22 protein-coding genes are annotated in these 17,604 nt (G+C 58.4%); 10 read left to right on the plus strand and 12 right to left on the minus strand.

Going from position 1 to position 17,604, the window contains the following annotated elements; genetic code table 11:
• Window positions 1–9: 9 nt before the first annotated feature.
• Window positions 10–1,359 carry a signal recognition particle protein gene (gene ffh / locus FNU76_RS08210; RefSeq protein WP_144277746.1) on the minus strand — a complete coding sequence of 450 codons (1,350 nt, stop codon included), beginning with the start codon at window positions 1,357–1,359 and terminating at the stop codon, window positions 10–12.
• Between the two features lie 90 nt (window positions 1,360–1,449).
• On the opposite strand from ffh, the gene FNU76_RS08215 reads away from it, so the two are divergent.
• The 9 genes from FNU76_RS08215 (at window position 1,450) to FNU76_RS08255 (ending at window position 10,150) form a co-directional block, all read left to right on the plus strand.
• Window positions 1,450–2,268, plus strand: a complete 819-nt coding sequence (locus FNU76_RS08215) for a cytochrome C assembly family protein (protein WP_144277747.1) — start codon at window positions 1,450–1,452, stop codon at window positions 2,266–2,268.
• A gap of 550 nt (window positions 2,269–2,818) precedes the next feature.
• Window positions 2,819–4,531: a type IV-A pilus assembly ATPase PilB gene (pilB, locus tag FNU76_RS08220; protein ID WP_144277748.1), complete on the plus strand. Its 1,713-nt coding sequence runs from the start codon at window positions 2,819–2,821 to the stop codon at window positions 4,529–4,531.
• Window positions 4,532–4,556: 25 nt separating this feature from the next.
• Window positions 4,557–5,780 carry a type II secretion system F family protein gene (locus FNU76_RS08225; RefSeq protein WP_144277749.1) on the plus strand — a complete coding sequence of 408 codons (1,224 nt, stop codon included), beginning with the start codon at window positions 4,557–4,559 and terminating at the stop codon, window positions 5,778–5,780.
• A 4-nt stretch (window positions 5,781–5,784) separates the two neighbouring features.
• Window positions 5,785–6,657, plus strand: a complete 873-nt coding sequence (locus FNU76_RS08230; protein ID WP_144277750.1) for a prepilin peptidase — start codon at window positions 5,785–5,787, stop codon at window positions 6,655–6,657.
• A 71-nt stretch (window positions 6,658–6,728) separates the two neighbouring features.
• A complete protein-coding gene (coaE, locus tag FNU76_RS08235) occupies window positions 6,729–7,331 on the plus strand; it encodes a dephospho-CoA kinase (protein WP_144277751.1) in 603 nt (200 codons plus the stop codon).
• 87 nt (window positions 7,332–7,418) lie between these two features.
• Window positions 7,419–8,177, plus strand: coding sequence for a cell division protein ZapD (gene zapD, locus FNU76_RS08240; RefSeq protein WP_144277752.1), 759 nt, complete (start codon window positions 7,419–7,421; stop codon window positions 8,175–8,177).
• Entirely contained in the window at window positions 8,177–8,365 is a 189-nt protein-coding gene (locus FNU76_RS08245) for a DNA gyrase inhibitor YacG (protein ID WP_144277753.1), read from the plus strand. Before zapD ends, FNU76_RS08245 begins: the two co-directional genes overlap by 1 nt.
• A 92-nt stretch (window positions 8,366–8,457) precedes the next feature.
• The gene (locus tag FNU76_RS08250; protein WP_144277754.1) at window positions 8,458–9,216 is read left to right on the plus strand and encodes a GNAT family N-acetyltransferase; all 759 of its coding nucleotides are present in this window, start codon (window positions 8,458–8,460) and stop codon (window positions 9,214–9,216) included.
• 115 nt (window positions 9,217–9,331) lie between these two features.
• Complete coding sequence (locus tag FNU76_RS08255; protein ID WP_144277755.1) at window positions 9,332–10,150, plus strand: lysophospholipid acyltransferase family protein; 819 nt, start codon at window positions 9,332–9,334, stop codon at window positions 10,148–10,150.
• On the opposite strand, the gene FNU76_RS08260 is transcribed toward FNU76_RS08255, so the two are convergent.
• On the minus strand, window positions 10,083–10,907 hold the full coding sequence (locus FNU76_RS08260) for a symmetrical bis(5'-nucleosyl)-tetraphosphatase (protein ID WP_144277756.1): 825 nt from the start codon (window positions 10,905–10,907) through the stop codon (window positions 10,083–10,085). The genes FNU76_RS08255 and FNU76_RS08260 overlap by 68 nt on opposite strands.
• A gap of 90 nt (window positions 10,908–10,997) precedes the next feature.
• On the opposite strand from FNU76_RS08260, the gene FNU76_RS08265 reads away from it, so the two are divergent.
• Entirely contained in the window at window positions 10,998–11,909 is a 912-nt protein-coding gene (locus FNU76_RS08265; protein ID WP_144277757.1) for an HDOD domain-containing protein, read from the plus strand.
• Window positions 11,910–11,959: 50 nt separating this feature from the next.
• Here the strand turns inward: FNU76_RS08265 and rplQ are convergent, their stop codons facing one another.
• From rplQ to rpsE, 10 genes are all read right to left on the minus strand, one after another.
• On the minus strand, window positions 11,960–12,349 hold the full coding sequence (gene rplQ / locus FNU76_RS08270; protein ID WP_144277758.1) for a 50S ribosomal protein L17: 390 nt from the start codon (window positions 12,347–12,349) through the stop codon (window positions 11,960–11,962).
• A 30-nt stretch (window positions 12,350–12,379) separates the two neighbouring features.
• Window positions 12,380–13,360 (minus strand): DNA-directed RNA polymerase subunit alpha, encoded by a 981-nt coding sequence (locus FNU76_RS08275; RefSeq protein ID WP_144277759.1) that lies wholly within the window; start codon window positions 13,358–13,360, stop codon window positions 12,380–12,382.
• 54 nt (window positions 13,361–13,414) lie between these two features.
• Window positions 13,415–14,035: a 30S ribosomal protein S4 gene (gene rpsD / locus FNU76_RS08280; protein WP_144277760.1), complete on the minus strand. Its 621-nt coding sequence runs from the start codon at window positions 14,033–14,035 to the stop codon at window positions 13,415–13,417.
• Between the two features lie 15 nt (window positions 14,036–14,050).
• Window positions 14,051–14,443: a 30S ribosomal protein S11 gene (gene rpsK, locus FNU76_RS08285; protein WP_072428309.1), complete on the minus strand. Its 393-nt coding sequence runs from the start codon at window positions 14,441–14,443 to the stop codon at window positions 14,051–14,053.
• A 17-nt stretch (window positions 14,444–14,460) separates the two neighbouring features.
• Window positions 14,461–14,823, minus strand: coding sequence for a 30S ribosomal protein S13 (rpsM, locus tag FNU76_RS08290; RefSeq protein ID WP_144277761.1), 363 nt, complete (start codon window positions 14,821–14,823; stop codon window positions 14,461–14,463).
• Window positions 14,824–14,897: 74 nt separating this feature from the next.
• Window positions 14,898–15,011, minus strand: a complete 114-nt coding sequence (gene rpmJ, locus FNU76_RS08295) for a 50S ribosomal protein L36 (RefSeq protein ID WP_072428311.1) — start codon at window positions 15,009–15,011, stop codon at window positions 14,898–14,900.
• Between the two features lie 118 nt (window positions 15,012–15,129).
• On the minus strand, window positions 15,130–16,446 hold the full coding sequence (gene secY, locus FNU76_RS08300) for a preprotein translocase subunit SecY (protein ID WP_144277762.1): 1,317 nt from the start codon (window positions 16,444–16,446) through the stop codon (window positions 15,130–15,132).
• 22 nt (window positions 16,447–16,468) lie between these two features.
• Complete coding sequence (gene rplO / locus FNU76_RS08305; protein ID WP_144277763.1) at window positions 16,469–16,903, minus strand: 50S ribosomal protein L15; 435 nt, start codon at window positions 16,901–16,903, stop codon at window positions 16,469–16,471.
• Window positions 16,904–17,089, minus strand: a complete 186-nt coding sequence (rpmD, locus tag FNU76_RS08310) for a 50S ribosomal protein L30 (RefSeq protein WP_144277764.1) — start codon at window positions 17,087–17,089, stop codon at window positions 16,904–16,906. It lies immediately after the preceding gene.
• A complete protein-coding gene (rpsE, locus tag FNU76_RS08315) occupies window positions 17,082–17,603 on the minus strand; it encodes a 30S ribosomal protein S5 (RefSeq protein WP_144277765.1) in 522 nt (173 codons plus the stop codon). The genes rpmD and rpsE overlap by 8 nt, the downstream gene beginning before the upstream one ends.
• Between the last annotated feature and the right edge of the window lies 1 nt (window position 17,604).

Raw genomic sequence — 17,604 nt, forward strand, 5'->3', positions numbered from 1 at the left:
CTCAAGGCATTACATGCCGGGCAGCATGCCCTTCATGCCCTTCATCAGCTTGAACATATTCTTGCCGGAAAACTGCTTCATCATCTTTTGCATGTCTTCGAACTGCTTCAGCAGCCGATTGACTTCCTGCACGCTGACGCCGGAACCCACGGCGATCCGGCGCTTGCGGCTGGCCTTGAGCAATTCGGGCTTGCGGCGCTCCTGCGGCGTCATGGCATTGATGATGCCCTCCACCCTGCGCATCGCCTTGTCGGCATCCGGCCCCTGCATGGCCTGGCTCATCTGGCCCATGCCGGGCAACTTGTCGATCAGGCCGGCCATGCCGCCCATCTTCTTCATCTGCTGAATCTGCGACTTGAAGTCTTCCAGATCGAAACCCTTGCCGGTCTTCATCTTCTTGGCGAGCTTCTCGGCCTCTTCCACATCGACGTTCTGCTGCACCTGCTCGATCAAGCTCAGTACGTCGCCCATACCGAGAATGCGCGAAGCCATCCGCTCGGGATGGAAGGGCTCCAGGCCACCGACCTTTTCGCCCACGCCGACAAATTTGATCGGTTTGCCGGTGACATGGCGCACCGACAGCGCGGCGCCACCGCGCGAATCGCCGTCCAGCTTGGTCAGGATAATGCCGGTCAGCGGCAAGGCCTCGCCAAACGCCTTGGCGGTATTGACCGCGTCCTGGCCCTGCATGGCATCCACCACGAACAGGGTTTCGACCGGATTGAGCGCCGCATGCAGCTGCTTGATCTCGGCCATCATCGCTTCATCGATGGCCAAACGGCCGGCGGTATCGACAATCAGCACATCGAAGAAATGGCGCTTGGCATGGTCGAGCGCCGCCCGCGCGATATCGATAGGCAGCTGCCCCGGATCGGACGGGAACCATTCCGCCCCCACCTGCCCGGCCAGCAATTTGAGCTGTTCGATGGCAGCCGGCCGATAAACGTCGGCCGACACCACCAGCACCTTCTTCTTTGATTCATCCTTGAGTTTCTTGGCCAGCTTGCCGGTGGTGGTGGTCTTGCCGGCCCCCTGCAGGCCGGCCATCAGCACGATGGCCGGCGGCACCGCCGCCAGGTTGAGCGCGTCGTTATGCTCGCCCATCAGCTTCTTCAGCTCGTCGTGTACCACGCCGATAACCGCCTGGCCGGGGGTCAGGCTACCCATCACCTCATGGCCCAGCGCGCGCTCCTTTACCTGCGCCACGAAGGTCTTCACCACCGGCAGCGCCACGTCCGCCTCCAGCAATGCCATGCGGACCTCGCGCATGGCGTCCGAGATATTGTCCTCGCTGAGCCGCGCGTGACCGCGCAGGTTTTTCACAACAGATGACAGGCGGCTTTGCAGGTTGTCGAACATAGGAGCAATTCTCAATAGGCGCCGGGCGGCGCTCTGTTAAACTCGAACACGTAAGTTTACCTGACTTGCTCACGCTTCTATCAAGCCTTCATGCCTATACTTCATCCGCATTTCGCCACATTGATCTGGCTCGGCTATGTCGCACTGGCTGCCTGGGCCTGGTACAACCACCGCAACCCCGCCAACAGCGGCCGGCCCTATCGCCACACCCCGGCGCACTGGCTGCTGGGTGGGTTGCTGCTTATCCACGCTCCCTTGGCATTTTTCCCGCTGGCCAGCACCCTGCCGCATTTTGGCGCCCGCGAAGCCTTGGCGCTGCTGACCTGGGTTGCCGTGCTGATTTTTTGGGTGGCGGCCTGGCCCATCCGGCTGGACGGCTTGCAAACCATCCTGCTGCCGGTCGCGGCCTTCTCCCTGGGCATCGGCCTGCTGGTTCCCGCCGGCCACGCCACGCCCTGGCTGATCTCGCCACTGATGCAGGCGCATTTCGCCATCGCCATGCTGGCCTACGGCTTCCTGGCGGTTGCCGCCGGCCTTGCCGTACTGATGCGCCTGGCCGACCACGAACTGCACCACCCCTCGCGCGGCCTGCTGCACCAGCTCCCGCCCCTGCTCGCGCTGGAGCGTTTATTGTTTTCCACCCTCAGCCTGGGCTTCACCCTGCTTACCGCCACCCTGGCGACGGGGGCCATATTCGCCGAGGAGCTGTTCGGCCACTCGCTGATCCTCAATCACAAGATCGTCTTTTCCTTGGCTGCCTGGACGGTTTTCGGCGCCCTGCTGTGGGGACGCCAAACACGCGGCTGGCGCGGCCGCATCGCGGTGAACTGGACCCTGGCCGGCTTTACCTTGCTCTTGCTAGCCTATATTGGCAGCCGCTTCGTCCTGGACGCAGTACTACACCGTTAAGAAGGTGAAGCAAAAAGACAGCACGGGGAGGGGTTTGCGCACGACCGATTCAAATAGTCAGTGCAACTTCCCCTCGTTCAATAATCCCCACCGCCCCCGCATCACCAAGTCCGAATATAGCCACGCCTCGCAACATTCTGAAAACCGCGTGCGCATCGCTTTTTATCGCTTTCCATCGCCGAATCGCTTCGCAAAAACGGCGTACCCGGCCGCGTGCCATTTGCACGGTAAAGGATTTGTAAGCCTTATATCCAGCATTGCAACATAAGGATTTACTGTCATCCACATCGTTTTTCGGCTATAAAAACCAGGCGGAATAAGGCTTTCTCGCTTTACAGACGAACTTGACAAAGGCATTATTTGTGCCAGCCTCCATAAACGGCGTAGTTCGCGCCAGGAATGCTCCGAACGGGTATTCATACTGAACGTGGCCCGACACCCGGCATAGCCAGGTGCAAGCAAGATGATGAATAAACAACGTATTCTTCATCCATGCCCGTTTGGTACTTGTTCGGAATTTCAGCCTTAAATCAGCAAGGACGCATGACACATGGCGCAAGCCCCTTCCCCACTCTCCGGCATCGCCCGCGCGCTCGTCCAGCAAGGCCGCCTGCAAGAGGCCGATGCGGAAGCGATTCAGATTCAGGCGCAAAACGGCAATAACCATTTCGTACAGGCCCTGGTAGCCAGTAAAAAATTATCGGCCCTGGAAGTTGCGGAGTTCGCTTCCAACACGTTTGGCTATCCCATGCTGGACCTGGCGCAAATGGACGCCGCCTATATTCCCTCCGGCGTACTCGATGTCAAGCTGATGCAGAGCCGACGTATCGCGCCGCTCTACAAACGCGGCACCAAGCTATTCGTCGCCATTTCCGACCCGACCTTCCTGCAGGCATTGGAAGATGCCAAGTTCCAGACCGGCACCGTGATCGAGCCGGTGGTAGTGGAGGATCAAAAACTCGGCCAGTTGATCGAGAAGCTGGTGGAAGCGACCGGCTCCAACCTTAAAGACATGGTGGTCGATCAGGAAGACCTCAATCTGGCGGGCGGCGAAGAAGCCGCGGCGGAACCCGACGTCGGCTCGGCCGAGGTGGATGACGCACCGGTCGTGAAATACATCCAGAAGATCCTGCTGGACGCCATCAACGGCGGCGCCTCCGACATCCATTTCGAACCCTACGAGAAGTTCTACCGCATCCGCTACCGGATCGACGGGGTGCTGCGCGAAATCGCCACACCGCCGCTGGCCATCAAGGACAAGATGTCCTCGCGGATCAAGGTGATCTCCAAGCTCGACATCTCGGAAAAGCGCGTCCCGCAGGATGGCCGCATGCGGTTGGTACTGTCCAAGACGCGGGCGATCGACTTCCGGGTGTCCACGCTGCCCACCCTGTTCGGCGAGAAGATTTGTATGCGTATCCTGGACCCCAGCTCCGCCACGCTGGGGATCGATGCGCTGGGTTACGAGCCGGACCAGAAGGCCGCCTTGCTGGAGGCCGTGCACCGCCCCTACGGCATGGTGCTGGTGACCGGCCCGACCGGTTCGGGCAAGACCGTTTCGCTATATACCTGCCTCAATATCCTGAATGAGCCGGGTATCAATATTTCCACGGCGGAAGACCCGGCCGAAATCAACCTGCCGGGGATCAACCAGGTCAACGTGAACGACAAGGCCGGCCTGACCTTTGCCGCCGCCTTGAAGTCGTTCCTGCGCCAGGATCCGGACATCATCATGGTGGGTGAAATCCGCGACCTGGAAACGGCCGACATCTCCATCAAGGCCGCCCAAACCGGCCACATGGTGTTCTCCACCCTGCATACCAATGACGCCCCGGCGACCTTGTCGCGGATGTTGAATATGGGTATCGCGCCATTCAATATCGCTTCTTCGGTCATCCTGATTACCGGCCAACGGCTGGCGCGCAAGCTATGCACCGCCTGCAAGAAGCCGCTGGACATCCCGCCCGAAGCCTTGCTGAGCGCGGGCTTTTCCGAAGAAGACCTCGATGGCAGCTGGCAACCTTATGGCCCGGTGGGCTGCGATATCTGCAAAGGCACCGGCTACAAGGGACGAGTTGGCATCTATCAGGTCATGCCGATTTCGGAAGAAATGCAGCGCATCATCATGGCGCAAGGAAATTCCATCGACATTGCCGACCAGGCCAAGCGCGAAGGTGTTCGCGACCTGCGCCAGTCGGGCCTGTTGAAGGTCAAACAAGGCATGACCTCGCTGACGGAAGTCGAAGCGGTAACCAACGAATAAGGCCCACGGGTCAAGGAGCAATGGCATGGCGGTGGACAAAAAATCCCAGGTAAAGGAACAGACGTTTTCCTGGGAAGGCAAGGACAGGACCGGCAAGACGCTCAAGGGCGAAATGCGCGCCGTGGGCGATGCGGTGGTGCGCTCCAATTTGCGCCGGCAAGGCATAACCGTCTTCAAGATCAAGAAACAGTCGCGCTCGCGCGGCAAGAAGATCACGGAAAAGGACATCACCTTCTTCACCCGCCAGATGGCCGTGATGATGAAGTCGGGCGTCCCCCTGCTGCAGGCATTCGACATCGTCGCCAAAGGCCACGCCAACCCCAGCGTCTCCCGCCTCTTGTACGATATCAAGAACGATGTGGAAACCGGCTCCAGCTTGACGCAGGCATTCCGCAAGCACCCGCTGTATTTCGACCAGCTGTTCTGCAATCTGGTACAGGCCGGTGAGCAGGCCGGTATTCTGGATGCCCTGCTCGACCGCTTGGCAACCTATAAGGAAAAGATCCTGGCCATCAAGGGCAAGATCAAATCCGCGCTGTTCTATCCGACGGCGATTGTCGTGGCGGCCTTTATCGTGATCTCCGTGATCATGATTTTCGTGATTCCCGCCTTCAAGGACCTGTTCTCCGGTTTCGGCGCGGATCTACCCGGCCCGACCCAATTCGTGATCGACGTATCCGAAATCTTCCTGGGTTACTGGTGGGCCATTTTCGGCGCCATCGGTGGCGGGATATACGGCATCCTGGAACTGAAGAAGCGTTCGATTCCCTTCCAGCACCTGATCGACCGAACCCTGCTGAGGCTACCCATCCTGGGTGAAATCATGCGCAAGGCCACGATCGCGCGCTGGACCCGTACCATGTCCACCATGTTCGCCGCCGGCGTACCGCTGGTGGAGGCATTGGATTCGGTGGGCGGCGCCGCCGGCAACATCATCTATTCCGACGCCACCAAGCGGATTCAAAATGAAGTCAGCACCGGTACCAGCTTGACCGTGGCCATGCAGAACACCGAGGTATTTCCCTCCATGGTGCTGCAGATGGTCGCCATCGGCGAAGAATCCGGCGCGCTGGATGCCATGCTGGGCAAGATCGCCGACTTTTTCGAACAGGAAGTGGATGAGGCGGTCGAGGCACTGACCAGCCTGATGGAACCGCTGATCATGATGGTGCTCGGCCCTATCATCGGCGGCATCATCATCGCCATGTACCTGCCGATCTTCAAGATGGGTGCAGCGGTCGGTGGCTGATTCCATGTCGCTTTTGGAGGCCTTGGCTGCTTTTCCGGCGTTGTTTATCCTTGCGTCCTTGATGTTTGGCTTGCTGGTCGGCAGTTTTCTCAATGTCGCTATCCATCGCCTACCCAAGATGATGGAAACGGAATTCCGGCACGAATGCGCCATCATCGATCTGCCGATCGAGACGGAGCCGCCGGCGCGGCCCGTCTACAACCTGGTCAAGCCGCGCTCGGCCTGTCCAGGCTGCGGACGGCAGATCGCCGGCTACGACAATATCCCGGTACTGTCCTGGCTTGTTCTGCGCGGCCGCTGCCGGCATTGCAAGACAGCCATTTCGGTCCGCTACCCCGTCGTCGAATTGGCTACCGGCCTGATTTCCGCCGGCCTGGCCTGGCATTTCGGCTGGGGCCCCGCCGCCTTCGGCGCCATCGTGTTCAGCTGGGTCCTGATGGCGCTGTTCTGGATCGATGTCGATACCTACCTGCTGCCGGACAGCCTGACGTTACCCTTGCTATGGCTGGGTTTGCTAATCAACCTGGATGCCACCTTCGTCCCCTTGAGCCATGCCGTGGTTGGCGCCGCCGCCGGCTACCTCTGCCTCTGGCTGGTATATTGGCTATTCAAGCTGACCACCGGCAAGGAAGGCATGGGGTATGGCGACTTTAAACTACTGGCGGCCATCGGCGCATGGCTGGGCTGGCAAGCCCTGCCCATCGTCATCCTGCTGTCCTCGCTCGTCGGCGCGGTGATCGGCATCGCCCTGCATTTGCTGGCCAACCGTGGTTGGAGCAAGCCGCTGCCTTTCGGCCCCTATCTGGCCATGGCCGGGCTGATCGCCCTGATCTGGGGGCCGGCACTGAACCAGCTGATCTGGGCCGGCGCGCTCTAGGCAGCGCTCATACGGCCTCCCTTGCCGGGAGGCCGCTTGTTCCCCCAAGTGGCAATTCGAATTTCTTATCCATGCATATCATTGGACTTACCGGCGGAATCGGATCAGGCAAAAGCACCGTGGCCGACCTGTTTCAAACGCTAGGCGTGCCGCTGGTCGATACCGATCAAATCGCCCATCAGATCAGCCAGCCCGGACAAGCCGGCGCGCTGGCGGTAGGCGAGCTATTCGGCGATGGCTTCCTCACCCCCGCCGGGGCCATCGATCGCCCCAAATTGCGCACCAAGGTGTTCGGGCAGGCCGCCGCGCTAAAACAACTTGAAGCCGCCTTGCACCCCTTGATCCAGCAGGAAGCCATGCGGCAACTGGCCGCCTTGCCGCAAGACCAGCCCTACTGCTTGCTGGCCGTTCCCCTGCTGTTGGAAACCGGAAGCTATCGGCACGTCATCGATCGAACACTTGTCGTGGATTGTCCCGAGGACGTGCAGATCAGCCGCGTGATGCGGCGCAGCCAACTGAGCGAAGCTGAAATCCGGGCCATCATGGCCAAACAAGTTACGCGAGAACAAAGACTTAGCCAGGCCGACGACATCGTCCTGAACGCGGGCGATTTGCCGCAACTCACGGATACAGTTAAGGAATTACATAGGAAATATCTGCAAGCATATGAATAAGAACAAATTTCGTCTTATTTAATTTGTCAAAACAAAGCTTATCTTGCACAATTGGCCGCTAATACAGCGCAAGCAGCCTCGGCCAAAGTGATTAGCTACGAATTCCCTGTTAACGAACGCATCCGCACGCTCCTGCGACTTGAGGATTTGTACGATCGCGCCGCCTTCTTTGCCGGTCGCGACCATGCATTGGAGCACCACGTTGCTCTGTTATGCCTGTTCGAGATCATGGAGGTGGCCGGTCGCGCCGACTTGAAATCCGACCTGCTACAGGAACTGGAACGACAACGGCAGTCGCTGGAAGCACTACGCGACAATCCTCAGATTTCGGAAGAAGCACTCGATATGGTCCTGGCCGATATCGAGCATACGCACGGCCGTCTGCTGGAGCCGACCGGCAAGTTCGCCCAGCACCTGCGCGAAAACGAGTGGTTGATGGCGATCAAGCAGCGTTCCGGCATTCCCGGCGGCGTGTGCGAATTCGACCTGCCCTCCTACCACTACTGGCAGCAACGGCCGGCCGAAGAGCGCCGGCACGAACTCAATGGCTGGCTGGCGCCCATGCTGTCCATCAAGGACGGCATCGATATCGTGCTGCGCATCCTGCGCAATAGTGCGAAGGTCGTGCCACTGACCGCCAAGGCGGGTGCCTTTCAGCAGATGTCGGGCGGCAAGCTGGTGCAGCTGCTCAAGCTGTCCGTCTCCGCCGAACTTCCCTACGTCCCCGAACTTTCAGCCAACAAGTACGCTATCAATATCCGCTTCGTCACGCCTGCGGTCGGTTCCGACCGGCCAAAGCAATGCGAACATGATGTCGATTTCGTGCTGGCCTTCTGCAATCTCTGATGACTACCGCCACACCTCGTAAAGTGCCCTGCCCCACTTGCGGCACGCTGCTAGCATGGTCAATCGACAATGCCTGGCGCCCCTTTTGTTCCGAACGCTGCAAACTGATGGACCTGGGTCAGTGGGCCAACGAGCAGTATCGTGTTGCTGGCGAACCCTTGCCCGATCCGGATGAACCGGTGAATTAAGCGCTGTAAAAAATCCTTCATCCGGCGGTCACCCTGTCGTCATCGCAGCTCTCTAATTTTGCTTCCTGATTCATCACCCAGGAGGCAAGCCCATGCTGCAACTCGACAGCCAGCCGGCACGCGGCAGACACCGCAAACTTTCCGTTTCCCTGGCAACGACCAAGGAGACCATCCGCGCCGCCCAGGCCCTGCGCTACAAGGTATTCGCCGAGGAACTGGGCGCCCGCCTGAGCACCCGCGAACCTGGCCTGGATATCGACCTATACGATGCCTGGTGCGATCACCTGGTAGTGCGCGACGACGCCAGCAATGAGGTGGTGGGCACCTACCGCATCCTGCCCCCCTCGCAAGCACTGCGCCTGGGTAGCTACTACTCCGAGTCCGAGTTCGATTTGACGCGGCTGCAACACCTGCGTGCGGGCATGGTGGAGCTGGGCCGCTCCTGCGTACACGCCGATTACCGCAATGGCGCAACCATCGCACTGCTGTGGGCAGGCTTGGCGGAGTATATGCAGCGCAATCGCTGCGATTACCTGGTCGGCTGCGCCAGCATCAGCATGGCCGACGGTGGCCATATGGCAGCCAGCATCTATCGGGAGCTGCAGCAGAAATCGATGTCGCCGGTCGAGTGGCGCGTCTTCCCCCGCTGTCCGCTGCCACTGGATGCGCTGGACGGTAAGCAGATCGTTGACATCCCGCCCCTGCTGAAGGGCTATCTGCGCCTCGGTGCCTACGTATGCGGCGACCCGGCCTGGGATCCCGATTTCAATACCGCCGATGTGCTGGTGCTGCTGCCCCTAAGCCGCATGAATCAACGCTACGCCCGCCACTTTATGCACGCGGAAGCATGAAGGCCCGGGTAAACGCCTTGCCGCCACCCTTCCGGAGGCAGTCGGCTTGACGTTTTCCGATGCAGGTTTCGCAGACAAGTCGTCACCGGAAAAGTTAAACTGGCGGCTTGTCGCTATGAAAACATCCCGCCTTATTCAAGCGTGGCGCTTTGCCCGCCTTACCCTGCATCTGCTCACCGGACTGTTGGAAGCTACCGTGTTCTTCCCCCGGCGTAATGCCATGGGCCGCGCCCGCGCGATCGTGCGCTGGTCCAGCCGCCTGTGCCGCATTCTCGGCGTGGAAGTCCGTGTCCACGGTAGTCCGCCCGGCCTTATGCCGCACAATACGATCTTGGTGGCCAACCATATTTCCTGGCTCGATATTTTCGTTATGAACAGTTCGACGCCTTCGCGCTTTGTCGCCAAAGCCGAGGTGCGCGACTGGCCGGTGGCCGGATGGATTGCCCATCGCACCGGGACCCTGTTCGTTACCCGCGAACGCCGCCATGACACGGTTCGGGTAAACCGCCTGATCAGCGCCGCCCTGACTGGCGGCGATTGCATCGCGGTCTTTCCCGAGGGGAGCACCACCGAGGGCGACGATGTCGCCAATTTCAACGCTTCCCTGTTGCAACCCGCCATCGAAGCCGCCGCGCAGGTAATACCCGTCGCGCTATGTTATTACGACCGGGATGGACACCGCAGCAAGGCGGCCGCCTATGTGGGCGAAATGAGTCTGTTGGAATCGCTATTGCTGCTGGTGGCGGAACCCGGCCTGACAGCCGAGCTGAGCTATTGCCCCAGCCTGGCGGCAGGCGAATGGAACCGCCGCGAACTGGCCACCCAGGCGCACTTGCACATCCGCGAGGTGGTGCGTCGCCGCGAGCTTATTGCCAATCATCCGTCCTTGCTTGACGAGAGGGCTCCTGAAATATCCGGCCATCCTCCAGCCTGATGGCGGTCAGGCTGCCGCCCCAGACGCAGCCGGTATCCAGCGCAACCACATCGTCTCGTACCAACAAGCCCAATGCGGACCAGTGACCGCAAACAATGGTGTTGTCGCGACTCGCCCGCTCGCTCGCATCGAACCAGGGCCGCAAGGCATCCGGCGCCTGGGCCGGCTCGCCTTTGAATTCCATGGCAAGCCCACCGTCTTCATCCACCATGCGCATGCGCGTGCAGGCATTGACGACCAAGCGTAGCCTGTCCCACCCCGCCAAATCGTCCTGCCAATGGCTGGGTACATTGCCGTACATATGCTGCAGAAAGAGCCGATAGCTATCGCCGGAAAGCTGCAACTCAACCTCGCCGGATAGCGAGCGGGCCTGCGCAACCGTCCAGGCCGGCAGCAGACCGGCGTGGACAAACACATGCCGGCCCTCCTGCCGCACCAAGGGCTGCTCGCGCAACCAGCCCATCAACAATGGCGCATCAGGGGCTTCCAGTACGGCTGCGAGGGTATCCTTGCCCTTGGTCTTGGCCAGGCCCTCGTGGACCGCCAGCAAGTGCAGATCATGGTTACCCAGGACCACCCGGGCACAGTGGCGGTTCGTATACAGCCAGCGCAACACCGATAGCGAGTCCGGGCCGCGATTGACCAGATCCCCCACCAGATAGAGCCGGTCCGAAGTCGGCCGGAATGCCACGCGGTGCAGCAAGGCCATGAATTCCTGGTAACACCCCTGCACATCACCGATCGCGTAGCTTGCCATATACTTGATTTTCCATTGAAGCCGCATCGATTATAACCGCAGCCTGGCGACCTTAGCCTTCTGCCGCTAGACTGAAAGCGGGAGATTCGCATGATCGAACAAGCACTTGCAAGCATCGATGCCTGGATACGCCTGTTCGAGGCAAGCGCCCTCCCCATCCTCGCGCATACCCGTAATGCGCTGCGACAGTTGGGCGAAAAAGGGGACGATGCCACCGTCCACGACTTGGCCGCCATCGTACGGCACGATACCTTGTTGGCCTTACAAGTCTTGCGTTATTTACAGCAGCATCGTTCGGCCCACCAACTCACCGATGTCACCACCGTGGATCGCGCCATTCTGATGATTGGGGTGAACCCCTTGTTGCGCGCTTTTACCGACGCCGAGACAGTGGAGAATCTATTGCATGGGCAACCGCATGCGCTCGACACGGTCAGGGCAGTATTGCAGCGCGCCTACCATGCCGCCGTTTGCGCCGACACCTGGGGCGGCTTTCGTCATGATATCGACAGCAGTGAAGTAATGACTGCCGCGCTGCTGCGGGACAGCGCCGAGGTGCTGGTAGCCAGCTTTGCGCCCAAGCTGATGCTGCGGATTCGCGCCATGCAACAGCGCGACCACCGCTTGCGCAGTTCGCTGGTGCAAAAGACGGTGCTGGGATTTCCGCTTATCGAACTGCAAATGGCCTTGATCGATGCCTGGAAGTTGCCACCTATCCTGAAAATGCTGATGGATGAACGTCACGCCGAACATCCACGGGTACGCACCGTCGCAACCGCTGTCGCCTATGCGAGGCACTCCGCCTCCGGTTGGGACAATACGGCGCTACCGGACGACTACCAGTCCGTCGCGGCACTGATTGGGCTTGGCTTCGAAAAGGCGACCCATATCAGCCACGAGGCTACCAAAAAAGCCCAGAAAGATTGGCAATGGTATGGCGCCCATCCGCCCGCTCCGCCTCCGGAGCAGGTATTACCCAGCGGTAATGCGAGCGATGCCTGAATACAAAAAGGCCAACCCTGGGGTTGGCCTTTTTGCTAGCTGAACCCGCTTTACGCGGCTTCAACCACTTCAGCGGTCTCTGGACGATCAACCAGTTCGACCAACGCCATCGGCGCATTATCGCCCTGGCGGAAACCGTACTTGAGGATACGCAGATAGCCGCCGTTACGACTCTTGTAGCGTGGGCCGAGAACGTCGAACAGCTTGAGGGTCAGCTCGCGGTCGCGGGTGCGATCGAAAGCCAGACGCAGGTTGGCGACCGAACGCTCCTGCTTGCCCAAGGTGATCAAAGGCTCAGCTACGCGACGCAATTCCTTGGCCTTAGGCAATGTGGTCTTGATGACCTCATGCTTCAGTAGTGCGTTGGCCAGGTTGCGCAGCATCGCGAGACGATGGCTCGTCGTGCGATTGAGTTTGCGATTACTTTGACGATGACGCATGGTTTTTATCCCTTGTCTTTCCAGCCTGGATTAAGGCTTTTCCAGGCCGACCGGCGGCCAGTTTTCCAGCTTCATCCCGAGCGTCAGACCCTTGGAGGCAAGCACTTCCTTGATTTCGTTCAAAGACTTGCGGCCCAGGTTCGGGGTCTTCAACAGTTCGGTTTCAGTGCGCTGGATCAGGTCACCGATGTAATAAATGTTTTCAGCCTTGAGGCAATTTGCCGAACGTACGGTCAGCTCAAGATCGTCAACCGGGCGGAGCAGAATTGGATCGACCTGCGGAGCGCGAGGCGCCTCAGGTTCGACTTCCGTACTCTGCAGATCAGCAAAGACAGCCAATTGCTCGACCAAGACGCGAGCGGCGAAACGCACCGCTTCTTCCGGCTCGATTGCGCCGTTAGTCTCGATTTCCATAACGAGCTTGTCGAGGTCGGTGCGCTGCTCGACGCGAGCGCTCTCGACCGCGTAGCTGACACGGCGAATTGGGCTGAACGAAGCATCCAGCAGGATGGAACCGATATTACGGCCCTCTTCCTTGTCCAGACGCACCACCGCGGGTTGGTACCCACGGCCTTTTTCGACCTTGATCTCCATGGCAAGCTTGCCGCCCGCGGAGAGATTGGCGATCACATGGTCAGGATTGACGATTTCGACGTCGTGAGGGACTTCGATATCGCTGGCCTTGACTACGCCTTCGCCATCTTTCTTCAGGGTCAACAATGCTTCGCCACGACCATGCAGCTTCAACACCACGCCCTTGAGGTTCAGAAGGATATCGACGACATCCTCCTGAACACCGTCAAGCGCGGAGTACTCGTGCAGCACGCCCTCGATCTTTACCTCGGTAGGAGCGTAACCAGGCATGGACGACAGCAGGATACGGCGCAATGCATTGCCGAGCGTATGACCGTAGCCACGCTCGAATGGCTCCATCACGACACGCGCCTGGGTAGGCGACGATGCCTGCACATCAATATTGCGTGGTTTCAGCAAGTCATTCGCATTGCTCATAAACAATCAATCCCTTTATCGAAACGAGCGGCTATCCGCATCAAAACGGCTCTATTACTTCGAGTAGAACTCGACGACGAGCTGCTCGTTGATGTCGCTGGACAGGTCGCTGCGTTCTGGAGCGCTCTTGTAGACGCCTTCCATCTTCTTGCCATCGACACTGACCCAACCCGGGAAACCGATTTGCTCAGCAAGCGCGAGCGCTTCCATGATACGAACCTGCTTCTTGGATTTATCACGCACACACACCACATCACCGGCCTTGACCTGGTAAGACGCGATATTGACCACTACGCCATTGACGGTGATCGACTTGTGGCTGACCAGCTGCCGAGCTTCGGAGCGGGTAGAGCCAAAGCCCATGCGATACACGACGTTATCGAGACGCGCTTCAAGGATCTTCAGCAGGTTTTCACCCGTGGAGCCCTTACGGCGGGATGCCTCTTCAAAGTAACGGCGGAATTGACGCTCAAGAACGCCGTAAATACGGCGGATCTTTTGCTTTTCACGCAGTTGTACACCAAAGCCGGAAAGACGGGGCTGTTTGGCACCGTGTTGACCAGGCTTACTATCCAGCTTGCACTTGCTATCCAAAGCGCGACGAGCGCTCTTCAGAAATAGATCAGTGCCTTCGCGGCGCGAAAGTTTACATTTCGGTCCGATATAACGTGCCATCTCGGGTCTCCGGAATTAAATACGACGTTTTTTCGGCGGACGACAGCCGTTGTGCGGTACGGGGGTAACGTCGGAAATGCTGGTAATCTTGAAGCCCAGCGCATTCAACGCACGCACAGCGGAATCGCGGCCGGGGCCGGGTCCCTTGATACGCACTTCGAGGTTCTTTACACCGTATTCTTGGGCAACTTTACCAGCATGCTCCGCAGCTACCTGAGCCGCGAACGGTGTACTCTTCCGAGAGCCTTTAAACCCAGCACCGCCCGAGGTAGCCCAAGAAAGTGCATTCCCTTGACGATCGGTGATGGTTACGATCGTATTGTTGAACGAAGCGTGAACATGCACGATCCCTTCAGATACGACCTTTTTGACTTTCTTCCGTACACGCACTGTGTTTGCTTTAGCCATTGCTATTCCTTAAGTGCTTACTTCTTCCCAGCTATCGACTTACGCGGGCCCTTACGGGTACGCGCGTTCGTCCTAGTGCGCTGACCACGCGCGGGCAAGCCCTTGCGATGGCGCAGACCGCGATAACACCCTAGGTCCATCAGACGCTTAATGCTCATAGTGATCTCACGGCGCAGGTCGCCCTCTACCGTGAACTTGCCGACTTCTTCGCGCAGTTTGTCCATCTCCGCATCCGTCAGGTCCTTGATCTTACGATCGGCAGGAACAGCGGAGATAGCGCAGATAGCCTTGGCGCGAGTCTGTCCGATTCCGTAAATGGCCTGAAGGCCAATGACGGTATGCTGATGATTGGGAATGTTTACCCCAGCAATACGGGCCATGATTCTCGTTACCCCAAAATTTAAAAGTTGCGGATTCTAGCACCAAGACTAGCCGACGACAACTGTCGCGCAGCTTAACCCTGACGTTGCTTGTGCCGTGGATCAGTACAGATCACGCGCACAACACGATTGCGACGAATGACCTTACAGTTACGGCAGATTTTCTTGACCGAAGCTTGAACTCGCATCGCTCTATCCTTTTCAATAAAAGACGCGCCATTTCGAATAGAAAAAATCTAAGCGTTACAACGCCGATCTTCTACATGACTCGTACGGGTTACCTATCGTTAGCCGCAAGCCTGTTGTTTAGCCAGCCTTGAAGTTCGCCTTCTTCAGCAAACTCTCGTACTGGTGGGACAACAAGTAAGACTGAACTTGCGCCATGAAATCCATCGTCACCACTACCACGATCAGGAGAGACGTACCGCCAAAGTAGAAGGGAAGCTTCGACTGCAGCAACAAGAATTCCGGAATCAGACAGACGGTGGTGATATAGACCGCACCGATCAGGGTCAAGCGCAAAATTACTCGCTCGATGTACTTCGCGGTTTGATCACCCGGACGAATTCCCGGAATGAAGGCACCGCTCTTCTTCAGATTGTCTGCCGTTTCCTTGGGATTGAACACCAAGGCGGTATAGAAGTAACAGAAGAAGATAATCGCAGCCGCGTACAGCAGCACATACAGTGGTTGGCCTGGATGCAGCATGTCACCCACCCGTTTGAGCCACGAGAACGAACCCCAATTCCCGCTCATCGAAAAAAGCGTCGCGGGAAAAAGAATGATGCTCGAAGCAAAAATCGGCGGAATCACACCAGCCATGTTCAATTTAAGCGGCAAATGCGTACTCTGGCCTTGCATGACCCGGTTACCAACCTGGCGCTTGGCGTAGTTCACCAAGACCTTACGCTGACCGCGTTCCACAAATACCACACCGGCAATAAGCAATATCGCGCCCGCACCCAGAAGCAAGACAGCCCAGGCAGACAGGTTGCCCTGACTGGTCAGTTCCAGCACCTGCCCGATCGACGAGGGAATGCCAGCCGCGATACCCGAAAAAATCAGGATCGAGATGCCATTGCCCAGACCACGCTCGGTAATCTGCTCGCCCAGCCACATCAGGAACATCGTGCCTGTAACGAGGGAGATCATCGCGGTCGTGTAAAACTCATACACGTTCGCGCCTGGAATCAACAAATTCTGGGAGACAACCCAGCTCGCCGCGGAAAAACTCTGCACCGTTGCAATCGCAACCGTGAGATAGCGGGTGTACTGAGTGATCTTACGCCGTCCGGCCTCCCCTTCCTTCTTCATCTCCTTCAACTGCGGCACGACTTCCGAGCCCAGCTGCAAGATGATGGAAGCGGAGATGTAGGGCATGATCCCTATTGAAAAAATCGTCGCACGCGACAAGGCCCCACCAGAGAACATGTTGAACATGTTCAAAAGCCCGGCCCCGCTCTTCGACATGTCGAAGAGCTTGGCCAAGGCTACCGGATCAATACCGGGGATGGGGATATGCGCGCCAATGCGATAAACGATCAGGGCTCCGATCAGGAACCAAATTCGCTTTTTCAGATCCGCAAACTTGCTCGCGGTACTGGCCATCGCAGGATTTGCCACGTATATCGCCTTATCTCAAGCTTTATTCAGTGATGCTGCCGCCAGCAGCTTCCAATGCGGCACGGGCACCGGCAGTCGCCAGTACGCCACGCAGCTTGACAGCCTTCTCGACAGTGCCGGCCAGGATCAGCTTGGCAGCCCGAGCGCCGTGAGGCACCAGGCCGGCTTGCTTCAACACCAGCAAATCGACATCATCAACCGGCAAACGGCTCAGATCACCCGTGCGCACTTGAGCGGTCAGGCCCTTGGTCAGGGACTTGAAGCCACGCTTCGGCAGGCGACGTTGCAAAGGCATTTGACCGCCTTCGAAACCCACCTTGTGGAAACCACCGGAACGGGACTTCTGACCCTTGTGGCCACGGCCACAAGTTTTGCCAAGGCCTGAACCGATGCCACGGCCAACGCGCTTGTAAGCGTGCTTAGCGCCCTCAGCGGGCTTGATCGTATTCAGTTCCATTTAGCTCTCGCTTTTCAGCAGGTAGCTGATCTTGTTGATCATGCCGCGGTTTTCCGGGGTGTCGATAACCTCAACCGATTGGTTGATTTTCTTCAGACCCAGACCACGAGCACACGCCTTGTGTGCTTCGAGACGGCCAATCAAGCTCTTGACGAGCGTTACTTTAATCATGCGAGCATTAGCCATTGGACTCGGCTCCCACGATATCCTCGATAGCCTTGCCACGCTTCGCAGCGATTTCAGCCGGGCTACGCAGCTTGGACAATGCATCCAAGGTAGCGCGAACGAGGTTGTAAGGATTGGTCGAACCGTGGCACTTGGCCGAAATATTGGTTACGCCCATCACTTCGAATACCGCACGCATCGGGCCGCCAGCCTTGATACCGGCACCGTCGGCAGCGGGCTGCATAAACACGGTGGTAGCACCGTGCTTACCCATCACAGCATGCTGTACGGTACCGTTCTTCAGGCTGATCTTCACCAGCTTGCGACGGGCTTCTTCCATTGCTTTCTGTACGGCTACGGGCACTTCCTTGGACTTGCCCTTACCCATACCGATACGACCATCACCGTCACCGACCACGGTCAGTGCGGCGAAACCCATGATCCGGCCACCTTTCACCACCTTGGTGACGCGGTTGACGCTGATCATCTTTTCCCGCAGGCCATCGCCGCGGTCTTCGATCTCAGACTTCGCCATG

Origin of the sequence: Chitinimonas arctica (genome assembly GCF_007431345.1) — a bacterium.
Lineage (GTDB): Bacteria > Pseudomonadota > Gammaproteobacteria > Burkholderiales > Chitinimonadaceae > Chitinimonas > Chitinimonas arctica.